Raw genomic sequence first — 23,743 nt, forward strand, 5'->3', positions numbered from 1 at the left:
GTTACGGGATGATGTTTAGTGGTGGAACACCAAGTAGATACTTAGTCTTTTCGCAGGTTGCTGCCGAGCAAAGTATCAAGTTTTTTATCTATTGAATCTAATCGCTTTTCTATTCGTTTTTGGTCTTCATTGCGGATCTGCTTTAAGTGGGTCAGTTCTTGCGTATTAGTGGTAATACGCTTATCTAAGTCTCCCAGATAAAGAATTCCTGATACCAGCAATGTTACCGTAGTAATAATATGGGCTAAATTGAGCTCCTTTTTCATTTGCCAATGTTCTGGTTGACTCACTTGGCAACTCCCTTCACTTTTTCAACAGTTCTTAACCCTGCCAGGCCTAACATCCCTAAAGTCAACTCAAGCATCACCTCTAAAGGTAGTTGTGGTGCACCAACATCTGGCCAAAGCCATTGCAGTATTGGATTAATTACGAATGAAAATAAAAAGCCCAAGCCACAAACCCATAGCAAAAAAGGCCTTGCTCCAGCGACAAAAACACTTCTGTGCGATGCACTAAGTGCGTTAATTTTAGCTTGTACCTGAGCCGATTTAGCGACTAATCGCGCTTTCAGTAAGTCTTGTTTAAGCACTTCTTCTTCGCTAGTAAACAGCTCATCAAGGATATTTCCGACAGTCTGAATAGGATCCTGTGTCGTATTGCCAAATAGTGTTGCCAATAACCCCATTATTGCCACTCCCCTGTCAACATTTGCTTGGCAAGTTCGTTAGCTCTATTTGGTACTTGATTTGCCCAACGACTGTTAAGCATCTCCAATGCAGCTTGCTCGTAATTGCCCTGTTCAACATATGCGAGCATTTTCTTAAAGCCCATCAATCCACTTAACCCCAAGTTAAATGCCATGTTAATCAATACAGCTAAACGCGCTTCATTACACTTGCTAACATCAATGCGGCGCTTAACACCCGCTCTGGCTTCTTGTACGTCATGCGCTAATAACTGCTCGGCTTCTTCCTCGCCGACCCCGTTATCATCAAGATTTCGACCATACCCGATAGTCAGTTTTCCTCCTGTACAATAATAAGGGTACTGCTTGTACCCTTCGTGCTTTTTGATCTGTTCGACCGTGATCATCAGCGACATAGTTACCCCTTATTCACTATTAAGGTTGGTCGAGAATTCGACCAACAAACTGCGCTCAGCTTTGACTAACCAAAACTCTGCTGAACGTTTTGAGTCAAAGCCAACTAACTTTGCGGCCTCAGCCAAAGTGCCAGACATTAAATAACGTGCCCGAATTGCACGTATGCACTCTGGCCTTAGTGCAGCTATTAGTTGGGTAATTAACTCAATTTCCTGAGGCACTGACATTGCATCAGCACCCATAACACCGCCCGTTGGTCGGCCCGATGAATCACTAATCGAGCTACGCTTAAAGCCTTTTCCATATTCTCTGGATTGCCAAAATTTACCCCAACGTTTCAAAGCACTACGAACTTGTTTAATTGTTATGTGTGTCGTCATGGTTAATTTTTCCTATCACTTCTAAAATATCCAGTAAATACACGTCTTCAACTAGGCTGATAACGTCGTTCCATTTGGGGTCAAACTCACGATTTTCCCAGCGTCTTAATGTTCGCTCTTCAATACCATAGCTCGCAGCAGATTCCGCCTGAGTATACCCACGCATTTGACGAGCAAAGCGCAAGATCTCTCCACCTCGAGGGGTTCTCTTAGTTGTGAAGATTCTTGCTGGCTTAGAAGGTGATTGATTCATTACTGTACTGTTCCCTTTAATTTCTTAATTAACTAAATCACCGCTGGTTACGCGCAATTGCTAGGAATCTAACAATCAAATAGAGTAAGGACAGCGAGACTGTACAATTGAGCGGTAGCCAAAGTTCAGTAGAGACTGCTTCTAATGTAGACACGCTCCCTTAGTGCCCACTAAACAGACTTTACGATTGGCCATCTAGCAAATCCTTGGAGCATAAAAATATGAAAATGAGTCGCAACGTTTGATCAATATAAATTGCTGCTATTTTCGTCTGGGTTAGGTTTTGCTCTATTTGGTATTTATTTACAATTTGTCTAAACAACTGTTCTCAATGTAGGCTAATCTTACCGTTTTATTGCCCCTGAAACAGGTCAAATATGACCTATTATTATTAAGTTATAATTTATAAGCCCACTCTTGGATGTCTTACACTAGAACACACAACTCATACACATTTGTAAAATAATGATGTGACTTAGATTCGCGCAAACTTTCAGATATCTTTGCCAGAGTAATTGAGCTAAAACATTGCTCCAACGCTTTGCATTCACTAAAATAACGCCAAACTATACAATCAAATAATTGGAACCTCATGGCTCAATATATTTATACAATGTCAAGGGTGAGCAAAGTTGTGCCACCTAAAAGAACCATCTTAAAAGACATTTCATTATGCTTTTTCCCAGGCGCTAAAATCGGTGTTCTTGGCTTAAACGGTGCGGGTAAATCTACCCTGCTACGCATCATGGCTGGTATAGACAAAGAATTTGAAGGTGAAGCACGCCCACAGCCAGGTACTAAAATAGGTTACTTACCTCAAGAACCCGTATTAGACGAAAGCAAAACCGTACGTGAAACCGTTGAAGAAGCAGTTAGTGAAGTAAAAAATGCGCTGGCACGATTAGATGAAGTGTATGCTGAATATGCAATGGAAGATGCTGACTTTGATGCATTGGCCAAAGAACAGGGTCAATTAGAAGCCATTATTCAAGCTCATGATGGTCACAACATTGACAATGTACTTGAACGTGCAGCTGATGCTCTTCGTTTGCCTGAATGGGATGCTAAAATCGAGCATTTATCAGGGGGTGAGCGTCGTCGTGTTGCAATTTGTCGTCTATTGCTAGAAAAACCAGATATGTTGCTACTCGATGAGCCAACCAACCACTTAGATGCTGAATCAGTGGCTTGGCTTGAACGTTTCTTACATGACTATGAAGGCACTGTTGTTGCGATTACCCACGACCGTTACTTCCTTGACAATGTTGCTGGTTGGATATTAGAACTTGACCGCGGTCACGGGATCCCATGGGAAGGTAACTATTCATCATGGCTTGAGCAAAAAGATGCTCGTTTAAAGCAAGAAGAAAAGTCAGAAAAAGCCCGCCAAAAGTCAATTGAGAAAGAGTTGGAATGGGTTCGCTCAAATCCGAAAGGTCGCCAAGCTAAATCTAAAGCGCGCATGGCTCAATTCACCGAATTACAGCAATCTGATTACCAAAAGCGTAATGAAACCAATGAACTGTTCATTCCGCCTGGGCCACGCCTAGGTGACAAAGTAATTGAAGTAAGTCACCTTAACAAGCGCTTTGGAGATAGAGTACTCATTGATGATTTGAGCTTTACTGTGCCTAAGGGGGCAATTGTGGGCATCATCGGTGCCAACGGAGCGGGTAAGTCAACGTTATTCAAAATGCTAAGCGCTCAAGAGCAGCCAACAGCAGGCGAAATCGTAATTGGTGATACCGTTGAACTGGCCACTGTTGAGCAATTCCGCGAAAACATGGATGAGAATAACACTGTTTTCCAAGAAATTGCTGATGGTCAGGATATCCTAAAAATTGGTAACTTTGAGATACCAAGTCGTGCGTATGTGGGACGTTTTAACTTTAAAGGTAACGACCAGCAAAAGTTTGTCAAAGAGCTATCAGGTGGTGAGCGTAACCGTTTGCATCTTGCCAAACTATTAAAAGCAGGTGGTAACGTTATTCTGCTAGACGAACCGACAAACGATCTTGACGTAGAAACACTGCGTGCTTTAGAGAATGCCATTTTGGAATTCCCTGGTTGCGTGATGTGTATTTCCCACGACCGCTGGTTCCTAGACCGTATTGCTACGCATATTCTTGACTACCGTGATGAAGGCCAAGTTAACTTCTTCGATGGCAACTACACAGAATATGAAGAGTGGCTGAAAAAGACCTATGGTGCTGAAGCCGCCGAACCGAAGCGAATTAAATATAAAAAGATAGGCTAACCTTATCTTTAAGCCCTGATGATTCAGGGCTTTTTTATATTTGGTATTGGTTACAATATGCAACTATGCTTAGCATAAACATGTAACTGTGGAGCTGTAATGGAAGATCGTAGAAAGTTTACACGAGTACTATTTTCAACACCTGCATTATTAATGACAGCAAGTGGAGACTATCATTGTCAGTTACTTGATTTGTCACTTAAAGGTGCACTGGTCACTGTGCCAAAAGGCTATGTGCCTCTCAAAGATGAACTAGCCAGTATTAAAGTTTGCTTGCCAGACAGTGATATCGTTATTTCCATGGAAGTAGAAATCAGACACGTTGAGCATGATCATTTAGGGTTGCACTGTACTCAAATTGACTTAGACAGCGTGACACACCTCAAACGCCTGATACAGCTGAATGTTGGAGACGAACATGTACTTCATAGAGAGCTAACACAATTGATACACCTTCCTGAATAAACGCATTACTGCCCATGGGCAAGCACGACTCCCCTTAATCATGCTCTAATTCAGTGCACTGAAATTTTCAGCAACATATTTTCTCAGCAAAAAGGATGATAAATCCCCTTATCTCCATATTTCGTTCACTTTGTTTCATTATCCTGAACGAACTTAATAACAACCACTCAGTAAATTAATATGGTAAATAGAACAATGAGAGAGCTTAGGCTACAGATTAATGTAACCTTCTATGCAACTGTGGCTATTATAGTGATGAGTCTGCTAACGATCTCACTGTTTGTCACTAAAGGTCACGACGACACTCTTCTTAAGAGCGCGATGCTTTTATCTTTTATTCTTATTGGTGCAATTAACTTAAACCTAGTAATGACACTTTCTGGAAAGCGTCAAGCAAGTATGTGTAACAACGGATTGTACTATATATCAACACTTGGCCGCCGTGTTTACATTCCTGTGGAAGGTATTACTAATATTCGAGTTCAAAAGCTCTTTGGCATCAAAATCACCAAAGTATCAACCACTGACGGTAGCGTACATTTCTTAACGATGCAGTTTTCAAGCACTCAAGAAAACAAGCTAAGAAAGTTCGGTTATCTAGCGCAGTAGTTTGCGCTGATTAAACAAACCACTTAGGATTGGGTTTTGTTCTCTTATTTGAGGCTCTTATGTCAAAACCCTATCCTATCGGTGAAGCTAATCAACCTTGGCAAGCACAGCATAAGCAACAGTGGCTCGCTCAGCAACAAATAAAGCGTAGTTATTTAGACGACGTTGTTACACAAATCCAGCAATTATCAGATTCATTTTCTATCATCGAATACGGTGTTTTGGAATATAGTCATCACACATATCCATTATTCGCCATCAAAACCAAAAACTGGCAAGAGCATAAACCCACAATATTGGTGACAGGCGGCGTACATGGATATGAAACCAGCGGCGTACATGGTGCTTTAGCCTTCGCACGAAACGACGCACAGCAATATGAAACACACTTCAACATCATTGTGTTACCGTGTATTAGTCCGTGGGGCTATGAAACAATTAACCGCTGGAACCCCGATGCGATAGACCCAAACCGCTTATTCTATAAAAACTCACCAGCTAATGAGTCTCGCTTTGCAATGGACTTCATGCAAGCATACAACCACAATATCCTCTGCCATGTTGATTTGCATGAAACTACTGACACTGACAACAGTGAATTCAGGCCAGCACTAGCTGCACGAGACGGTGTACAAAATCATAACTGGAATATTCCAGATGGGTTCTACCTCGTTGGGCATACACAAAAACCGCAACCTGACTTTCAAGAAGCAATTATTACCAATGTAGCTAAAGTCACACAAATTGCGCCAGCTGATAATGAAGGCAAACTAATCGGGGTTCCATTGGAGCAATTTGGCGTAATTAATTACGATGGCACGGCGCTAGGCCTATGTATGGGGATGACTGATGCACCTTATGTGACTACTACAGAGGTGTATCCTGACGGGCTCTGTGCAAGCGCACAAAACTGCATTGACGGCCAAGTTGCTGCCGTAAAAGGCGCGCTAGAGTACCTAATAAAGCACAACGCACAGTAGTAAACTCTTATAAACGGGTGCACTGGGCTACCGGCTGCACCATTTTTCATAACACCTAATCATGCCGACATTTCCTCATATTCTTGAATAATGGCAAAAATTTCCTTAAAAGAGTGAGCTTTTGATAAAAGCACATGCTACTGCCCTATTTCCTTGAATGTTTGGAGGATATCACCAATTTTTGCCCCTTCTATTGCGCTGTATGGCAGCGCATGTAAATCGGCTTTACTTGTCATCACATCTTCAACGCTCAGATCACTTCTCAATTGGCTACATTTTTGAACCGTGCTAAGCACTTTTCTACCCGTCAAATCACGAGAATCTACCCCCTCCAAAAACGTATCATCATGTATAATGTGTGCTCGATATCAACATCCTTTAAGATCACCTATGGTGCTCTGCGGGCAAAGTAGTCACAAAAGTTATATACTCCAGCTAGTTTTACCGTATTCATTTTTCTGAACTCGCCCATTTTACCCTCGCAAATGACAAGTCAAATTGTGTTTTAAAAGATGGCCCAACCTGCAATAATGCTCAAGACGGAATTAAACAACGTATGTAATACCGTGTAATTGGCGAGCTAGCCTAAATTCTCTAAACTATTTAATGTAAAGATTAAAATAGATTTTTAGCCAATAAATTTTAACTCTCAGAAAATAACTGACGTTGATTTTTTCTCACAATGGTTTGAAGTTGTATCTGGTATTTTGCAACCCATTTTTTGGGCCCGTTGAACTAACCAAAATTCAAGTTAAAACGACTTTTGTATTGATAAATAGCGCAGTTAAAATTACAAAGGGATCTGAGCTTGTTAAACTTGTGTCGCGCTTAATGACAACAGTAAATGGTAATGTAAGGACATATTCATGGCTTATCTTATTGATGAACATAAACTCACAAAAGTATATTTGAAAAGCTATCATACGATCGGCCGTTATAAATTTAATGTCGATACATTGATTGACCAGCCAGGCGTTTCACGCCATCACGCTATCATTGAGCTTGCCCAAGGTAAGTGGCTCATAAGAGACGTGAGCACCAATGGAATTTGGCTTAACGATAAAAAGATTGATAAAAACCTACCGTATCAATTGTCTGAAAACGACAAGCTAGATTTTGCCGCTCCTGGACAAAATTCTTTTGTCGTAGGTAACTTAAACGCTGAATGTCAGTATCTAGTGTCTCAATCTGATGACCAGCAGGTTATTGAAGTTTCAGATCAATTACTGCTTCCTGATGAAGAAAATCCAACACATATTATCTACTTTGATAAAATGCTTAACTATTGGTTCTTAGAAGACCTTAATTCTAACGACCGCCAAGCACTTATTGACGGTGGTTTAGTTAGTATTTTCAATAATCAGTGGGTTTTTTATTCTGCAGGTACCGCTGCTATGACCAAGCACCTAGACAGTCAACCCGTTGTAAAGCCGTGCGGTTTATCCTTTTCTGTTAGTCAAGATGAAGAAGCCACTCAACTATCCGTTACGCTCAACGGCAACCTGATCGATTTGGGTATCCGTAGTCACCACTACTTGTTGTTACTATTGGCTCGCCTGCGCATCCAAGACAAAGACGATGGCGTGGAGTTAGATCAACAAGGTTGGATTTATCGTGAAGACTTGATCAAAGCACTAGGTGTACAAATGAACCACATGAACATAATGGTTCACCGTGCTCGTAAACAATTAACCGACGCGGGAGGAGAAGATTTTCCAGAGCTTAGTTATCTGATTGAAACAAATAACGGTAAGTTACGCCTCAACAGTCAAGATATAACCATCATCAAAGGCCATAAACTTGAAACTCGTATCTCTTTGTAATAATTTATAATGGAAATAGACTGGGTGGTCATGCCCAGTCTAACGATACTCCCCTGCTTGGGATATAATTGTTTGTTCAAGTGATTTGTATAGCCCAATCATGAACAATAACTCGACCACTACAAATAATGGGCCCGTCACCAACCCCCTTAAATCATCAATAAACGCTGGTTTTTTACCTTCATAGTAATGACCAATAAACTGAATCACCCAGCCCACAAAAAATACCGCTGCGCCGCCAATATAATACCAAATATGATCTATCGGCCAATTGAGGTAGATGTTTTTCGCTCCAGTGTAAAACAATGCTAGCAATAGCGACATCAAGGCTCCCAAGCGATAATTTAAGCGTAAGTAATATATACACAAAAGCACCGCGATGACTAAAGTTGGAGTCAACATTATAGTGCTCACCTGAGCGATGGGGATGTAAAGTAACCAAGCAACTGCAAAGACAATTAATGGAACGCCAAAAAAATGCGTGGCAATATTGCGCCTATCGCGGTGATATCTTGCATAGGTGACCAATTGTTGTTCTAAGTTTTTCATTACGACCGCCAAGTTAAAGTATTTACTTTAACTTGTTAAACCACATTGGTTAAATATTGTCAATTTATGCCTTTATCTCAAAGCAATGGTATAAAGGTAAGGACTGGGTTAGGCTAGCCAAAATATAATAAAAATTAATAATAAGGACGTCTTTCATGCGCATTCTCACCGTCTTGGCAACTTGTTTGAGCTTACCTCTGAGCTTCTTTAGTGTCGCCGAACCAAATGCTTCTATCGGACTTGAAAAAATAGATGAAAAGGTTATCGAGTGGCGTCGCCATCTTCACCAATACCCAGAGCTGAGTAACAGAGAATTTAAAACCGCAAAGTATATTGCCGAACACTTACGCTCCCTTGGCCTTGAGGTAGAAACAGGTATCGCTCACACTGGTGTGGTTGCTAAACTCATTGGAGGCAAACCAGGTCCGCTAGTGGCACTGCGTGCAGATATGGATGCTCTGCCTGTTACTGAGCAAGTCGACCTCCCTTTTGCCTCCAAACAAACGGCTCAATACAGAGGAACGGAAGTTGGCGTCATGCATGCCTGCGGCCATGATACCCATGTTGCTATGTTGATGGGGGCCGCAGCGGTGCTAAAGCAACAACAAGCACAACTTGCAGGCTCAGTGCTGTTTATCTTTCAACCTGCTGAAGAAGGTGCACCGGATGGCGAAGAAGGTGGAGCAGAACTAATGCTCAAAGAAGGTTTGTTTTCAAAACAAAAGCCTGAAGCAATTTTTGGCCTGCATTCTACAAGCCACTTAAAGGTGGGCCAAATTGGTTACCGCAGTGGTCCAATGATGGCCAGTGAAGACTCATTTGCAATTACCGTCAAAGGCAAACAAACCCATGGCTCCAGACCATGGAACGGTGTTGACCCGATTGTTACTGCGGCACAAATCATTATGTCTGCACAAACCATTGCATCACGACAAATAGATGTAACTAAAGCCCCATCAGTGCTTTCTTTTGGTGCGATTAACGGTGGTATACGTTCGAACATTATCCCAAATGAAGTCGAGTTAATTGGCACCATCAGAAGTTTTGATCAAGCTATGCGTGCGGATATTAAGACCCGCTTGCAAAACACGGCATCACTGGTGGCACAATCTGCTGGCGCACAAGCTATCACACATATTGATGCTGGCTATCCTGTCACTATCAACGACCCCGACCTAACACAAATGATGCTACCAACGCTTGAAGGCCTTGTCGGTAAAGATAACCTTAAGGAACTGGACTTGATCACAGGTGCTGAAGATTTTTCATATTATGCACTACAAACCCCAGGATTATTCCTAATGCTCGGTGTTACACCCAAGGATAAACCACTTAGTGAGGTTGCCAGTAATCACTCCCCTAATTTTTACGTCGACGAAAGTGCACTAGCGGTTGGGGTATCGACCCTGACTAGCTTAGTAAATGACTACCTAGACAAACACTAAGCAAAAGGTAAAAAGCCGCCACAAGTTATTGCGGCGGCGTGCTGACCACTGGGCAGTGGAGTACTTAGGGAAGGTAAGAATTTGCACCGGTTCAATGTGCAAAACTTACCTTAAAAACTATAGGTTAATTTACAAAAAATTCAAGACAACACCAACTTGTTAATTTCTCATTAACCTTTCTCTCATACCTGAACACCGCGATACAGATCGACCCATAGCATTCAATAACACTTGTTCTTGCGCCACAAGTTCGAAATATTGCTTCGCTCTTGTAATTCCTGTGTACAGTAACTGTCGATTAATACCCGCTGAAGCTCGTTGCACAGGCGGCAAGATCATTGCGGTATTTGCAAACTCCGAGCCTTGGGACTTGTGTATGGTCATCGCATAGACATTTTCATGCCTTGGTAAGCGAGCCGGATAAAATGAGCGCAAACTTCCCTGCTCATCAATAAATGTCGCTTTGAGCTGCATTTGCTCATCCATTAGTAAGATGCCTATGTCACCGTTAAATAACTTTAACTGATAGTCATTCTCAATGATCATAATGGGCTGACCGGCATAATGTCGATTAATCGGTTGAATAAGGTTTCTCACATATAGCGCCTGCTCTATACGTTTATTAAGTTGCTCAACACCGTACGGGCCCTCTCTTAACGCAGCCAAAAGCTGATATTCTAAAAAGGCATGATGAATTTCTTGTGCTGATGCGCCATTATGCATTAGCGTTAAGTAGCGACTATAGTGCCCGGCTACACGCTGAATTAAACTTTGATACTGTTCATTGTTCAAAGGGCGTACTGAAATATCCTCATAACCATGTTGCAAAGTCTGGGTGAGGAGTTTGCGGTCATTGGTATTTACAGCCAATGCAAGTTGGCCAATACCACTTTGACTATCGAAGCGGTGGCTTTTTTGCAAAAATGCCACACTGTCACTCAATGCAAAATCACTTTCCTGCCCTAACAACTTTGCTTGAGAAGCAAAACAAAGACGATTTAAGCGGTCACACAAAACCTGGCTATAACATGGCAGAGTCCCCAATGTCAGCTCCTGACACAAGTCGCTAAGCACACTGCCTGTATCAACCGATGCGAGTTGATCTTTATCCCCTAACAAAATTAGCCGGGCATGGCTTGGCAGAGCTTGTACTAACTTAGCAAGCAAGGATAAGTCAACCATGGATGCTTCATCTATGATCAATAAATCAAGATGAAGCGGATCATATTGATTGTGACGATATTGATTGCTTTGCGGAATAACGCCTAATAACCGATGAATTGTTTGTGCATGTTCGGGGATCAACTCACTCAATTGCGTACTGAGTTCAAGCTTTGCCTTTGCTCCCAATATTGACTCGCTTAATCGCGCCGCGGCTTTACCCGTTGGTGCCACCAGCTTTATAGTCAAAGGAGCCTTGATATAAAGCGACTGTAAAATGGCCAGCAATTTAGTTACGGTTGTCGTTTTCCCTGTTCCTGGGCCTCCTGTGATCACACAAAACCCTCTGGTTGCTGCCATCGCACAAGCGACCTTTTGCCAGTCAATCATTTCTTTGTTCTGAGTTGGAAAATATTCATCCAGCAAAGTGCTTAAGTGACTTTCATCTACCACTAAGTGCTGATTTTGCATTGCCAAGAAACGTTCCGCCAATAGCGCTTCATAATTTGCCAAACGCGATAAATACAGTTTTTGCGCGAATAATGTGAGCGGCTTGTCTGCTCCAACCGCTGGATGACGTTGCAACTTTTGCCAGACTTTAAGATGTGTTGCCTCTTGCCATGGAGCTGTACTGTCAGCCTGACAATGAGCCTGTATCGTAAACGGGTCTTGCCAGTCTATATCTTCATATGCCAAACAACTATGTTGCTGCTGCTCAGCTCTGAGTAGCAGTAAAATCAGATAGAAAATATCATCGATGATTTGCTTGTTTAACAATTTTGCTAACGCCACATCAGCGTGGCGAATTCTCGACTCTTTTAGGAGCAACTCGATGAACGCATTATGATCAAAGTTGTTTTGTGTAGTGTCGTCGAATAGGTCTAACTGGCTCATAACAGGCGACCTTGTGTAAATAATGCGTCAAGCTCTAATAACTGCTCGATAGTTAACTGATTAAAGTACACTCCAGTCCCATCAGGGAGTGCTCGTAAGAATAGATAATACACGCCACCCAAATGCTTGTTAGGGTCATAGTTACTCAGTCTCTGAGACAAGAGACGATGCAAAGCGACTGAATAGATCATGTACTGTAAATGATAGTGATGAGCGTCCATTGCGAGCTGTAGGTTACTGTGATCGTAATCTTTGGCCTTGTCACCCAAGTAGTTCGACTTATAATCCAAAATGTAATATCGCTCTTGGTAAACAAAAATCAAGTCAATAAACCCTTTAAGTAACCCTTTAACTTGCTCAAACTGAAGCTGACTATGCTGCCCTGTTATCTCACTCACCAAACGGTTCAATTGCCCTGCTTGGAGCGGTTCAAGTGGTAGATGAAATTCCATTTCTACCAAGCATTGGGCTGGGCTTAACTGACACAGACTAAGCTCATTATTTGAATCTAGCTGGCATTTTAAACAAGCTAAGATCCAGTCTTTAACAGGTTCTTGCCATTGCTCGTCAATGTGGTATTTGGTCAAACTCTTCTCTACAGCTTCATGTAACCCTAGCTGCTCTATACCTGGATTTAGAGGATCAGAAAAGTCAATCAATTCAAAAATTTCGTGCAAACAACTACCTGGCTTCGCACCCTTTGGGAAAGTGTATGAATTAAACACTTGCTGTGCAACGCTAGCTATGTGTTCTGGTAAATCAAGTTGGTGATTTTCATCTAAAGCACCCGCTGGTCGCTCATCTGAATGACTGTGATAGCTCAACTGACTGAAGCTGGTGGCGCGCCAATCTCGCTCTATTTTTATTGTCACAGGCTTGACTGCTAAGCTAGATGACTCAACATGCTGAGTATTCATAACACTGGGCGCACTATCTTCTGCAGATATCCAACTTAGTGTTATATCCTCCTGTCCATCACAAAAAGTTTGCAGCCTCTGGTGCCAGTTTTGCGCATCTTGAAAGGTCTGATCACCAAACAGTACATAACCTATTGCCGTTTGCGTAATACCTGGCTTTTTACTGCGCCCCGCTGCAATGTTAAACAATCCTACATCGCAAAAATGGATTGCTCGAGTCAAGGCAACATATAACAATCTGATATCTTCAGCCAAGCGCTCTTGTTGCGCCAAAGCTTGTTCACCCTCTGTAGCATCAAGGCTATAAATAAGCTTACCATCTTTGTGATATACCGCTTCAGTAGTTTCTCTGTAGCTACTAGCAAAAGGCATATAAACAATGGGATACTCTAGCCCCTTTGACGCGTGCATCGTAACAATTTTTACCAAATCTGCGTCACTTTCTAGGCGCACTTGAGCACTGTCTTGCTGAGCTTGCTGGCACTGACCCGAAAACCACCGCAATACCCGCAAAGTACCATCCAGCTCTATCTGTTTTTGCTGCAATAACTCTGCTAAATGTCGATAGTCAGTCAACCAGCGTTCAACGTTGTAGCCTTTGGCTTTCCATAGTGCAGGCAAACGATTCTGAACTAAAAGTTGCTCTAGCATTGCCATAGCACCTTGCTTCGACCATAACTTGTGCAATTGACTGAACTGGTCAAGGTAGCTTTGCCACTGCTGCTCCTGTGTTCGAAGCTGGTAAATCTGTTGATAATTCAGAGCAAACAATGGGCTTACTAAAATACCTCGCAGCGCTGCTTCATCATACTTACCGTGCAACACCTCCAAAAAGTTCAGTATTGCATAGGCTATTGGCTGACTAAATATACTGTCTCTGGCCAAGTAAACACTGGGCACTGCACATTGCGCCAACGCTGATTTGATCATGCTGGCTTCATTACGATCCCGCACGAGCACACAAATATCACCTGCTTTTACACTTTGCTCGCCAATTCGCGCCTCTCCACGCTGCGCTTCTAATAATAAGTTCACTATTTTGTCAGCGTAAGCGCGCGCTAATACTGGTAATGCCTGAGTTTTACTAGTAACAACGGCCTCATCTGTGTAAACACTAAACACCAATGATGTCTGTTCCGTTGAAGTGCGTGAAAAGCTGTGTTGTGCACTTTTACCTTTTGCTGCTACACCTGCAAACGGAATTGCTTGATTGTAAATGAAGCTGTGTTCGTGACATGAAAAAATTGCATTGACCGCATTGACCATACCCGTTGCAGAGCGAAAATTGGTACCAAGGGTATACTGGTTATGTGTATTTACTTGTTGTTTAGCATGAATATAAGTAAATATATCGGCACCCCGAAATCCATAAATCGCCTGTTTGGGGTCACCAATCATCGTCATTGTGGTATCAGGGTTTTCACCATAAATTGCATCAAAAATGCCGTATTGAACAGGGTCAGTGTCCTGAAACTCATCAATCATTGCGATTGGAAATAACTGCGCTATTTTCTGCCTTAATACCACACCTTGCTCGGATTGTAGCGCCCGATATAGTTGGCTAAGCAAATCGTCAGGGCTGATCAATCCATGTTGAGCTTTATGTGCTTGCAACAACTTACGTACTTGCGCAACACTGTATTGCAAAATAGCCAGCGGCATACCCTTACTGACTTTTTCGTGTAATCTCGCCATCTCATCAAAACTTGCTATCAAAGGGTGCTCAACGATAGCCCCGCCTTTTTTGTAATTATTGGTATTCGATAACGACGCCTCTCCCCACAATGAAAAGGAATGTTTGGCACTACCAAACTCAAAATACCAATCCTCGCTTTGACAATACGCTATCAGCGCTTCAATATTCGCAACCCTCCCTGGCGCTTTATTTTTTGCCAAAGCACTTTGCGAGAGCACTGTGAAAAAATCGCTCTCAAGCAATGATTGTTTGAATCGACTTGCTTGCTGCTGATAAGCTTCTCGCGCTTGAAAAACGTCTTTAAGATCAAGCCTTGGTGTGATCAGTGCTTGCTCTTTGCTAAGTAACTTTATGACACTTCCTGCCAGCGCTTGAGGGCTTGCAAAGTGTTCTATCACCGCTTGGGTGGTGTCTTTATCTAACGGGTAAACAAAACTGCGCCAATGATCTTTGATAGCCTCTAGAATAAGTTCCGATTCATCCAGTACAAACTCAAGATTAAACGCAACATTTGATTCGAATGCGTGCTGCTTGAGCATTCGTTGGCAAAAACCATGAATTGTAAAAATCGCAGCTTCGTCGATTGATTTTGCAGCCGCATCTAGTAATGTAAATGCCTGATGTGAGTCTTCAACTTGCGATAATACGCTGTTGATCAGCACATCATCGCAATGGGCACCCAATAGTGTATCTCTGGCCAATAAAATTCTTGAGCGTACCCTGTCTTTAATTTCTTGCGTTGCAGCTTCTGTGAATGTTACGACCAATATTTGTTCTACGGTCAATGGAGATTGTTGCTGTGGCGGAGTTTGTAGGCCTAGCAAACAGCGTAGATATAAACCCGTTATCGTATAGGTCTTCCCAGTGCCAGCACTCGCCTCGATGAGGTTTGCGCCAACTAAGGGCATACTTTGGGGCTTAAGCGTCTGCATAACGTTGCTCCTGTGCTAAGTCAACAATATCTCTAAGTAAATTGTCGCCAATCGCTTGAAGCGGCTCTATCACTTCATCTAATTCGCTAAAGTCTAACGCTACATATGGGTCTTCACTTTCACCAAATCCGATGTACTGACCCCCATTAAACTTTGCTGCGGCCTTGCTGATATCTGCGGTCGCTATGAGCTCGTATGCGGTACTGACAAAAAATGGCATCGGCTTAGATAAACACTGTTGATAAAAATCAAGCCAATTAGCCAAGTGCTGACGTGCCATTGACTCTTCAATTGGAGCAAAGCTAACTCGCTCATCTAGCCCATAAATATGCGTATGTACGCTTTGATGAGTGCATTGCGCAACACAATGCATTAAAAAGCCTTTTACCTTGTCTTTGGCTTTAATACTCGCACTGCGGTAAAAAATTTGTTTGTCGTCATATAGTTTATCCAACCAACCAAGTAACGTTTTTTCTCCTACTTTAAGGCGCACTTCAAGCGGTTCTCTTCGTTGGCGAATGTATGTATTTAGTTGCTCAACCATGGGCTGAACACGTTGTTGCATTTTCGCCAACTGAATTTCCCCTACCGCCGCTTGAGGTAAATTGCCTCGTTGTACCATTTGTTTTAAGTTAACCGTATCACCTCTAAGCTGACACTCTAACAACTCATCAAGATAGAAGTAACGCTCTAAAGTATCGAGTAAAAATGGTTCTTCATCTTTATCTACCAAGGTCTGCTCATGCAATCTCAAACCAAGTGTTTGGGTATAAAATGCTTTTTGAGGATTGAGCACGGTAAAAATAAACTGAGAAATATCAATTTCAAGGTCGCTATCTATCTCAAGCGCTGTCGCGGGGGGTTGCACAATTTCACTATCTTCTACCAACCAAGTAGGGTTGAAACTTTGTAGCGCACTATGTTCATCATAATTTTGGGGGTTAAACGGCTGCAGCGATGCCTGCTCTAAGAGTTGCTCCGATGGCTTTAGATTGGGATCTGAATAACAAAAACTGCGGTCAACATATTCCATCAACTCGCTCACCAAAATCGACGGCATCTGTGGTTCATTATTAAAACACGAACGTCCAATATAACTCAGATAAAGGTGCTCCCTTGCGCTTAGCAACGCTTCAAGAAACAAATAGCGGTCATCAAATTTTCGTGACCGGTCACCTTTTTGCCGTTTAGAATGGGGAACCAAATCAAAGCCAATGGGTTGTACAGTTCTTGGGTAATCAGCATCATTAAGCCCGAGTAAGCATACAACCTTGAAAGGTACTGCACGCATAGGCATCAATGTACAAAAGTTAACGGGTCCGACTAAAAACCTTTGCCCAACTCCTTTTTCCTGCACCCCTTGCTTCACCAGATAACTCAAAACTCTCGCCGAAATAGGTGATTGCATGTCCAAATTGTCGTCATGCTTTTGCAAATCATCAATCACACGTTCAAGAGTAAGCAGATCCCAACTCTGTTCGGTTTGCGCGTCATAGAACTGCGCTATCATTTGTCGAAGTAATTGAGCTTTATCGTATAAACGTGCCTCTTTATTGAGCTTGTGCTTAAAAAGCTCCAGTGTGCTGACAAAGTGGAGCAACTTACTCAAACTATTTACTGCCATCCCCTCAACCAGATCTGCTGGGAAAATGTCATTATAATCATTTTGCTCATCGCTTGAGGCAATCCCAAGTAATAAGCGATTCAAGCCATGTTGCCATGTATTTAATGGCAGTGCAGGTAAGTCATGATCCAACTTATGATTTGCATCCAGCCCCCATTTTACGCCTACACGTTCTAGCCAATATTTCAGTTGAGTAAACTCATGTTCTTCAACATTAAATTGACTTGCGATAGGCGTCACAGCTAATAAATCAAGTATGTCTGACACACCAAAACGACTAAACGGCAAATTCACCAAACTGACAAATGAACTTAGAATTGGTTTTTCTTGTTCTATGGAGAGGTCGGCCAATGCATACGGAATGTAACGTTGCGAAGTAGCAGAGCCAAATACCGCCTCGATGTAGGGGCTGTATGCGCCTACATCGGGCATCATCACGATAATATCTTTAGGCGTCAGGCTTGGGTCGGCATGAAACAACCTCAGTAGATGGTCATGCAAACATTCGACTTCGCGAAGCGGCGTATGACAATCTTGAAGCTGAACCGATCTATCACTTAGCTCAACTGGCAACTTTCCTTGCTCACTGATAAACCATTGTTTATCAGGAGTTAATGACTTTCCCTTGAATGCGAGCTGATATATCTCCTGCTGAATTTTACCAAGTAATGTATCGTCAAAATCATCAACAAAACCATCTATCCATTGTGCATCGACTTGCACCAGTTGCTCAAAATAATCACGTCCCAATTTACCCCAAGATGATAGCAGTGGATTACCAATAAAATAGTAGTCTTGTTGCTCCTGCTGAGCCTCAACTTCTGGCATTTTAATATACTTGGCAGCAATTTTAGCTTGCGTTTTTTCATCCACTAAATCCCCCCAATAATGCTCACTGGGGTTACAAAAGAACAGCAGTACCGTGGTTTTTTTAGCGAGTGCTTGGAATATTTCTAACTGGCTTGATGCCATGGCTGATAAGCCGAAAATACATACTCGCTCTGGTAATGTGCTTGCATCTGCATGTTCTAATTCACTAACTAGTAATTGATGCATATTGGCGCGATGATAATCACTTTGCCCGAGTGACTGTGTATGCTTTACCAAACGTCGCCAAAGGTCAGGCTGCCAAGCTGCAATAGACACATCAACATCTTCTAGCTCGTCCACCCCACTATCCCATAGCGCTATCCAATGTGGTCGATACATTAAGTATTGGTCATACACATCGGCAATTTTTTCACAAAGCGCAAACAGTTTTAGACCATCTGAGTCTTGTTGTAAGTATTGTTGCAACTGCACATAACGTGGATCATGCAAACAAGTAGGCAAGATGCTCACCAATTTCCAAGTCATATTAGCCTTGTTGTAAGGTGACTCTGAGGGCACATCAGGCAAAAACTGTTGATACAGTCTCCAAATAAAACTAGAAGGTAATGGAAAGTCAACTTGTGCTGCTATTCCCAGCGCCTCACTAAGGCCTATTTTCAGCCACTGCGACATCCCAGGTGATTGTACCAACACCACCTCTTTACTAAAGGGTGAACTCAATGGCGCACTTTTGAGCAGAGTATGAAACTGCGCCTGTAGAACTTCCATGCGGTTAGATTGAATGATGTGCAACATTATGTATTTCCGAGCTATTTACAACCAGAATAACCGGATGAACCAGCTGAATTTGAGTTTTTATATGCACCTAACAGTGTAAGATATTTAATAGCTTGAAGATAGACTCAAAACAAGTCCACTCCATCGTCTTCATTTCCTTTTGGTTGCTCAGGACAATGAGTGAGGCTATCAAAGAAACAAATTTGGTCACGACCATTGTCCTTTGCAGCATACAAAGCCCTATCAGCATTTTCCAGCACATGGATTGGGAAATCATAAGGCCCCACTTTTGAAACCCCGATACTGACCGTGAGTTTATCGACAAACGGAAACTTTGTGCGCCGTACTAAGGCAACAAAATCACTGAGTAGGCTTTCAATTTCTTCAAAGGTGACCGGTTCAAACACCAACACAAACTCCTCACCTCCAAAACGAAATAACAAGTCGGTTGGACTAAAAAAGCGCTCCATGGTCTGTGCCAATATCAATAGCACCTCATCTCCACATACATGGCCGTAACTGTCATTTACCTGCTTGAAGTGATCTATATCCAACATCGCTAACCACGAAACGCTCTCTTTGTGCTCTAATCTATCTTTATTAGATTTAAGGGTTTTGTGATGCTTTACGACTTGCTTTTCTATTAGCTGCTTTAATTTTTTATCAAAAGTCTGTCGATTTAATAATCCAGTTAGTTTGTCTCGTTCGTTTTCATGAAGAATGGTGAGGTAGTTCTCATAAATACAACAAAATGCATTGAGCAGCACCTGATCTGCACTGCTTAGCGCCTGACTAACTATAGTAATGGCACCTATGGGTTGATCCGATAATGTAATTGGGATCCATCTTTTTTCAACACCATCATGGCTTTGAATAGCGATGATACAGGCTGAATTTAAACAAGATAAAAGCTCTGAACTTGGCTTTTCTATTATCTCTGATTCTTTCCAGCAATATTGTTTTTGGTCGATAACCTCAAGGCCTAAGCTACATTCCACCACAAGCCCTGTTTTTACTGCTGTGGACTTGTAAATTGATACCTGTTGACAACCTATAAACTCATGGATAGTAGACAGTAAGCTTGACTCTAGTGAGTCAACATCACGGGTTTTGGTTAGTTTAACAACAGAGTGAAGTAGCTCTTCTTGCATGGTTTGCCCTAAAGCTTAGGCGACTTAATCGTCGTGTTTAATCACTAGTTTAAGTTGGAGTTAACTCAAATTAGACATAAGGCAAGTATAGACATATTTTTTGCGCTTGCTGATGTTAAGTCAGCTTTGTTTTTTAAAGTATTCGTTTTACAAAAATTAAAGAGGCAGACATTCGCCTCCCTCTTCAAACACCTAATCAGCTTTGATTTGCTAAACCAGTTCAGCCAACATCTCTTCACTGTACTGTGCAAGTTCTTGCTTGTTTTTTACTCTGCTAACATAGTCTGGATTAGCAATAAATGGACGCCCTATCGCCACTAAGTCAAACCGCTTCTCACAAAGAGCCTGTTGCGCGGTATCTGGGGTAAAGCCGCCAACACCAACAAGGGTGCCTTTGTAGTGCTTGCGCATATAGTCCGACACGCGACCACCGAGGTGCTCAAACTCCATGCTATCGTCAAAAATACCCACGTGTATAAATGCTAGCTCTCGGGTATTGAGTTGCTCAAGTAAATAATCGAATACTTGCGCGTCGCGTGTGTCAGGTTCCATATTGAAGTATGCGCCTGGTGATAGGCGTAAACCAACACGCTCACCACCTATCGCCGCGACGACTGCATCAACGACTTCTAGTGCAAAACGTGACATATTTTCAGGCGTTTCGCCATATTCATCTTGACGCTGATTGGCTGCATAATGCAAAAACTGATCGATTAGATAACCGTTTGCACCGTGGATCTCCACCCCATCGAAACCAGCTTCAATAGCGTTTTTAGCAGCCTGTGCATAATCCGCAACTAACTGTTTAATATCTTCAACTGTCGCAGCTTTTGGTGTTTGATAACTTAAGTCACGCATTCTTGGTACCGTGCCTTCTATGCCAATCGCCGATGGTGCTAATACATCGCCCTCACCAAAGAAATACGGATGGGCTACACGACCCACGTGCCATAACTGGGCAAAAATCTTACCTCCTGCATTGTGAACCGCGGTTGTCACATTTTTCCAACCGTCAATCTGTGCCTGAGTGAATAACCCGGGTGTGTTTGGGTAACCCTGAGCATCGGGGCGGATAATTGTTGCTTCGCTGATAATTAAACCTGAGTCCGCTCTGCGTGCATAGTAAGCCGCCATTGCCTGTGTTGGGACCAGTTCATCATCTGCCATACAACGTGTCAAAGGAGCCATTAGAATGCGATTGCTTAAAGTCAGTGTGTCGTTAAGTTTTAATGGCTCAAATAAAATTGGTGTCATAGTTCCTCTCTGATATGCTTAGCAGTAATCTTGAATGTGCGTTCAAGATTACACATACTTGAATGAGTGTTCAAGAACTATTTTTGAATAGCCAATCAAATTAGGTTACCATTTGAGGACCCAAGCTAGATTACACGCCCCTATGAGAAGTGCTGAATTCGACAAAGAACATGTATTACGTCAAGCCATGACGGCCTTTATGCAGCATGGTTACAGCAAGACGAGTATGCAAAAACTAACGCAAGCCACGGGATTGCACCCTGGGTCTATTTACTGTGCGTTTAACAATAAAAAAGGACTATTGCTGGCGTCTGTTGAACAGTATCAAAAAGATAAGAACGCGCAATTTGCGCAGCTGTGCGCAAGTCACGACAACATAAAGTCTGCATTACAAGCATTTTTAACCGACATTGCACACCCTTGTGCAAGCAATGAAGCGACCAAGGTATGCTTGCTCACTAGAACCCTTTCTGAGGTCGATGGGCAAGATGATGAAGTCACTCAAGTACTTTCAAATAACCTAAGTGCCTTTGAACGTTCATTGGAAGATGTTTTAAATAAAGCGATGAAAAAAGGTGAAATTAGTTCTAAACCTAGCGCAAAAGAGCGTGCTCAATTCCTAGTGATGGGTATTTATGGTTTGCGAACCTATGCCAGTACAGGCAACGATACACAAGCACTCAATCGCCTCAGCGAACAGCTGTTGGAATATGTACTTAGATAAGCCTTAAAGCCAAAATTCAAGCATAAAAAAAAGCGCCTGTGAGCGCTTTTTTTCGTCATTCTGTTGTAACACTAAAACATGGCGGAGAGGGAGGGATTCGAACCCTCGATAGGGGTTAGCCTATACACGAGTTCCAGTCGTGCGCCTTCAGCCACTCAGCCACCTCTCCGTCGCACCTAAAGTGCGGGGCTAATACTATGAAAAGCAACGCACTTTAGCAAGCAGTTTTTGGCTCTAAGTAATTAGTTGCTCAACTAACGAGCATTATCTTTGCAAGTTTGCTGAAAAATCCAACATACGATTAAGTGAGCGTAATGCTCCTTCACGTAAATCCATATCCACAAACACTTCTTTACCTTGCGGGTCAACAAGCGCTTCTTCTATCGCTTTTAAGCCATTCATTGCCATCCACGGGCAATGCGCACAACTTTTACAAGTTGCTCCCTCTCCAGCAGTTGGTGCTTCAAAGAACTCTTTCTCAGGGCACAGCTGCTGCATTTTATAGAATATGCCGCGATCAGTAGCCACTATAAACTTGTTGTTTTCCATAGTTTGTGCGGCTTTAATCAACTGGCTGGTGGAACCTACCGCATCGGCAAGCTCTACTATTTCAGCGGGTGATTCTGGGTGTACCAGCACTGCGGCATCTGGATGCAGCGCTTTCATATCTTTTAATGCTTTGGTTTTAAACTCATCATGAACGATACAGGCACCGTTCCACATAATCATATCAGCGCCCGTTTTCTTTTGGATGTACGAACCCAAGTGTTTATCGGGGCCCCAGATGATTTTCTCACCTTGTTCATCCAAATGCTCAACAATCTCAAGCGCACACGATGAAGTTACAATCCAATCGGCTCGAGCTTTAACTGCTGTCGATGTGTTAGCGTAAACCACAACTTTTCTATCTGGGTGTTGATCACAGAATGCCGAAAATTCATCGATAGGGCAACCAACGTCCAGCGAACAAGTTGCTGCCAGTGTTGGCATCACCACCGTTTTATTTGGTGTTAAGATTTTTGCCGTTTCACCCATAAAGCGCACGCCAGCGACAACAATCACATCTGCATCGTGCTTGGCACCAAAACGCGCCATTTCTAATGAATCAGCCACACATCCACCAGTTTCTTCAGCCAACGCTTGAATCTCTGGATCGGTATAATAGTGAGCAACCAATACGGCATTTTTCTCTTTTAACAAAGATTTAATGCGCGCTTTATATGCCAGCTTCTCGTCATCAGACAAAGGGGCAGGCTTTGGAGGAAAAATATAATCCTCAGGCATGATTTGTTCAGCTAAACTCATTTTTCGACCACTGTAGTCATATTGCATAATTGCAGCGAATTATACGTAAATGAGCGCAAGAATCCTAGTCAATGACGGCTATAAGACAGAATAATTAAGAATATATTAAGAAGAGGATATTTAAGGAGTGGTGGGTCATGATGGACTTGAACCATCGACCAATGGATTAAAAGTCCACTGCTCTACCAACTGAGCTAATGACCCGCTCGGATAACATTTACAAAATAAGTGGTGGGTCATGATGGACTTGAACCATCGACCAATGGATTAAAAGTCCACTGCTCTACCAACTGAGCTAATGACCCGCTCTGAGTAAAAGTGCCATTTATTCTTCCTGAAGCTTGGCTGCGGCTCGTCGTCCTGACTCACGTTCTCAACACTGCGAAACTGCGTTTCGGTTGTTGTTCACCCAACTGAGCTAATGACTCGCTCAAAAATGAGAATAGGTTTTGAATGGTGGGTCATGATGGACTTGAACCATCGACCAATGGATTAAAAGTCCACTGCTCTACCAACTGAGCTAATGACCCGCTCTGGATTCAAAACTGATTTTGTAAATGGTGGGTCATGATGGACTTGAACCATCGACCAATGGATTAAAAGTCCACTGCTCT

The 23,743-nt window shown here is 42.5% G+C and carries 20 protein-coding genes and 4 tRNA genes; 7 read left to right on the plus strand and 17 right to left on the minus strand.

Annotated elements, in window-relative coordinates; translation table 11 throughout:
• Nucleotides 1–41: 41 nt before the first annotated feature.
• From BIW53_RS05835 to BIW53_RS05855, 5 genes are read right to left on the minus strand one after another with little or no spacing between them, the layout of a single operon-like run.
• Complete coding sequence (locus BIW53_RS05835) at nt 42–290, minus strand: hypothetical protein (RefSeq protein ID WP_070990923.1); 249 nt, start codon at nt 288–290, stop codon at nt 42–44.
• Entirely contained in the window at nt 287–685 is a 399-nt protein-coding gene (locus BIW53_RS05840; RefSeq protein ID WP_175442093.1) for a 3TM-type holin, read from the minus strand. The genes BIW53_RS05835 and BIW53_RS05840 overlap by 4 nt, the downstream gene beginning before the upstream one ends.
• Nucleotides 685–1,101, minus strand: a complete 417-nt coding sequence (locus tag BIW53_RS05845) for a glycoside hydrolase family protein (protein WP_070990925.1) — start codon at nt 1,099–1,101, stop codon at nt 685–687. The genes BIW53_RS05840 and BIW53_RS05845 overlap by 1 nt, the downstream gene beginning before the upstream one ends.
• Before the next feature lie 9 nt (nt 1,102–1,110).
• Nucleotides 1,111–1,482, minus strand: a complete 372-nt coding sequence (locus tag BIW53_RS05850) for a hypothetical protein (protein WP_070990926.1) — start codon at nt 1,480–1,482, stop codon at nt 1,111–1,113.
• Nucleotides 1,460–1,735, minus strand: a complete 276-nt coding sequence (locus BIW53_RS05855; protein ID WP_070990927.1) for a helix-turn-helix domain-containing protein — start codon at nt 1,733–1,735, stop codon at nt 1,460–1,462. Before BIW53_RS05855 ends, BIW53_RS05850 begins: the two co-directional genes overlap by 23 nt.
• Nucleotides 1,736–2,327: 592 nt before the next feature.
• Between BIW53_RS05855 and ettA the strand changes: the two genes are divergently transcribed.
• The 4 genes from ettA (at nt 2,328) to BIW53_RS05875 (ending at nt 6,046) form a co-directional block, all read left to right on the plus strand.
• Nucleotides 2,328–3,992, plus strand: a complete 1,665-nt coding sequence (gene ettA, locus BIW53_RS05860; RefSeq protein WP_070990928.1) for an energy-dependent translational throttle protein EttA — start codon at nt 2,328–2,330, stop codon at nt 3,990–3,992.
• Between the two features lie 99 nt (nt 3,993–4,091).
• Nucleotides 4,092–4,457 carry a PilZ domain-containing protein gene (locus tag BIW53_RS05865; RefSeq protein WP_070990929.1) on the plus strand — a complete coding sequence of 122 codons (366 nt, stop codon included), beginning with the start codon at nt 4,092–4,094 and terminating at the stop codon, nt 4,455–4,457.
• Nucleotides 4,458–4,778: 321 nt separating this feature from the next.
• Nucleotides 4,779–5,066, plus strand: a complete 288-nt coding sequence (locus BIW53_RS05870) for a hypothetical protein (protein ID WP_139158785.1) — start codon at nt 4,779–4,781, stop codon at nt 5,064–5,066.
• A gap of 59 nt (nt 5,067–5,125) precedes the next feature.
• Nucleotides 5,126–6,046 carry a M14 family metallopeptidase gene (locus BIW53_RS05875; RefSeq protein ID WP_070990931.1) on the plus strand — a complete coding sequence of 307 codons (921 nt, stop codon included), beginning with the start codon at nt 5,126–5,128 and terminating at the stop codon, nt 6,044–6,046.
• 137 nt (nt 6,047–6,183) lie between these two features.
• On the opposite strand, the gene BIW53_RS21055 is transcribed toward BIW53_RS05875, so the two are convergent.
• A complete protein-coding gene (locus BIW53_RS21055; RefSeq protein WP_070990932.1) occupies nt 6,184–6,381 on the minus strand; it encodes a CBS domain-containing protein in 198 nt (65 codons plus the stop codon).
• Between the two features lie 531 nt (nt 6,382–6,912).
• On the opposite strand from BIW53_RS21055, the gene BIW53_RS05885 reads away from it, so the two are divergent.
• Nucleotides 6,913–7,869, plus strand: a complete 957-nt coding sequence (locus tag BIW53_RS05885) for an FHA domain-containing protein (RefSeq protein WP_070990933.1) — start codon at nt 6,913–6,915, stop codon at nt 7,867–7,869.
• A 39-nt stretch (nt 7,870–7,908) separates the two neighbouring features.
• On the opposite strand, the gene BIW53_RS05890 is transcribed toward BIW53_RS05885, so the two are convergent.
• Nucleotides 7,909–8,418: an Mpo1 family 2-hydroxy fatty acid dioxygenase gene (locus BIW53_RS05890; RefSeq protein ID WP_070990934.1), complete on the minus strand. Its 510-nt coding sequence runs from the start codon at nt 8,416–8,418 to the stop codon at nt 7,909–7,911.
• 155 nt (nt 8,419–8,573) lie between these two features.
• Here BIW53_RS05890 and BIW53_RS05895 point away from each other — a divergent pair, with 155 nt between their 5' ends.
• Nucleotides 8,574–9,863 carry an amidohydrolase gene (locus BIW53_RS05895; protein WP_070990935.1) on the plus strand — a complete coding sequence of 430 codons (1,290 nt, stop codon included), beginning with the start codon at nt 8,574–8,576 and terminating at the stop codon, nt 9,861–9,863.
• 159 nt (nt 9,864–10,022) lie between these two features.
• Here the strand turns inward: BIW53_RS05895 and recD are convergent, their stop codons facing one another.
• From recD to BIW53_RS05920, 5 genes are all read right to left on the minus strand, one after another.
• Entirely contained in the window at nt 10,023–11,918 is a 1,896-nt protein-coding gene (recD, locus tag BIW53_RS05900) for an exodeoxyribonuclease V subunit alpha (protein WP_070990936.1), read from the minus strand.
• A complete protein-coding gene (gene recB / locus BIW53_RS05905) occupies nt 11,915–15,463 on the minus strand; it encodes an exodeoxyribonuclease V subunit beta (RefSeq protein WP_070990937.1) in 3,549 nt (1,182 codons plus the stop codon). The genes recD and recB overlap by 4 nt, the downstream gene beginning before the upstream one ends.
• Nucleotides 15,450–18,713, minus strand: coding sequence for an exodeoxyribonuclease V subunit gamma (recC, locus tag BIW53_RS05910; protein ID WP_070990938.1), 3,264 nt, complete (start codon nt 18,711–18,713; stop codon nt 15,450–15,452). Before recC ends, recB begins: the two co-directional genes overlap by 14 nt.
• 107 nt (nt 18,714–18,820) lie before the next feature.
• Complete coding sequence (locus BIW53_RS05915; protein ID WP_070990939.1) at nt 18,821–19,846, minus strand: GGDEF domain-containing protein; 1,026 nt, start codon at nt 19,844–19,846, stop codon at nt 18,821–18,823.
• A 210-nt stretch (nt 19,847–20,056) separates the two neighbouring features.
• On the minus strand, nt 20,057–21,100 hold the full coding sequence (locus BIW53_RS05920; RefSeq protein WP_070990940.1) for an alkene reductase: 1,044 nt from the start codon (nt 21,098–21,100) through the stop codon (nt 20,057–20,059).
• Nucleotides 21,101–21,242: 142 nt separating this feature from the next.
• On the opposite strand from BIW53_RS05920, the gene BIW53_RS05925 reads away from it, so the two are divergent.
• Nucleotides 21,243–21,824: a TetR/AcrR family transcriptional regulator gene (locus tag BIW53_RS05925; protein ID WP_070990941.1), complete on the plus strand. Its 582-nt coding sequence runs from the start codon at nt 21,243–21,245 to the stop codon at nt 21,822–21,824.
• A 79-nt stretch (nt 21,825–21,903) separates the two neighbouring features.
• On the opposite strand, the gene BIW53_RS05930 is transcribed toward BIW53_RS05925, so the two are convergent.
• The 5 genes from BIW53_RS05930 to BIW53_RS05950 all read right to left on the minus strand — a co-directional run bounded on the left by BIW53_RS05930 (nt 21,904) and on the right by BIW53_RS05950 (nt 23,659).
• Nucleotides 21,904–21,993: transfer RNA gene (locus tag BIW53_RS05930), tRNA-Ser, on the minus strand.
• Nucleotides 21,994–22,088: 95 nt separating this feature from the next.
• Entirely contained in the window at nt 22,089–23,129 is a 1,041-nt protein-coding gene (gene nadA, locus BIW53_RS05935) for a quinolinate synthase NadA (RefSeq protein WP_070990963.1), read from the minus strand.
• A 128-nt stretch (nt 23,130–23,257) separates the two neighbouring features.
• Nucleotides 23,258–23,333: transfer RNA gene (locus BIW53_RS05940), tRNA-Lys, on the minus strand.
• Nucleotides 23,334–23,358: 25 nt separating this feature from the next.
• A tRNA-Lys gene (locus tag BIW53_RS05945) sits at nt 23,359–23,434 on the minus strand.
• 149 nt (nt 23,435–23,583) lie between these two features.
• A tRNA-Lys gene (locus BIW53_RS05950) sits at nt 23,584–23,659 on the minus strand.
• Nucleotides 23,660–23,743 lie beyond the last annotated feature (84 nt).

Source organism: Pseudoalteromonas byunsanensis, assembly GCF_001854475.1.
GTDB lineage: Bacteria > Pseudomonadota > Gammaproteobacteria > Enterobacterales > Alteromonadaceae > Pseudoalteromonas > Pseudoalteromonas byunsanensis.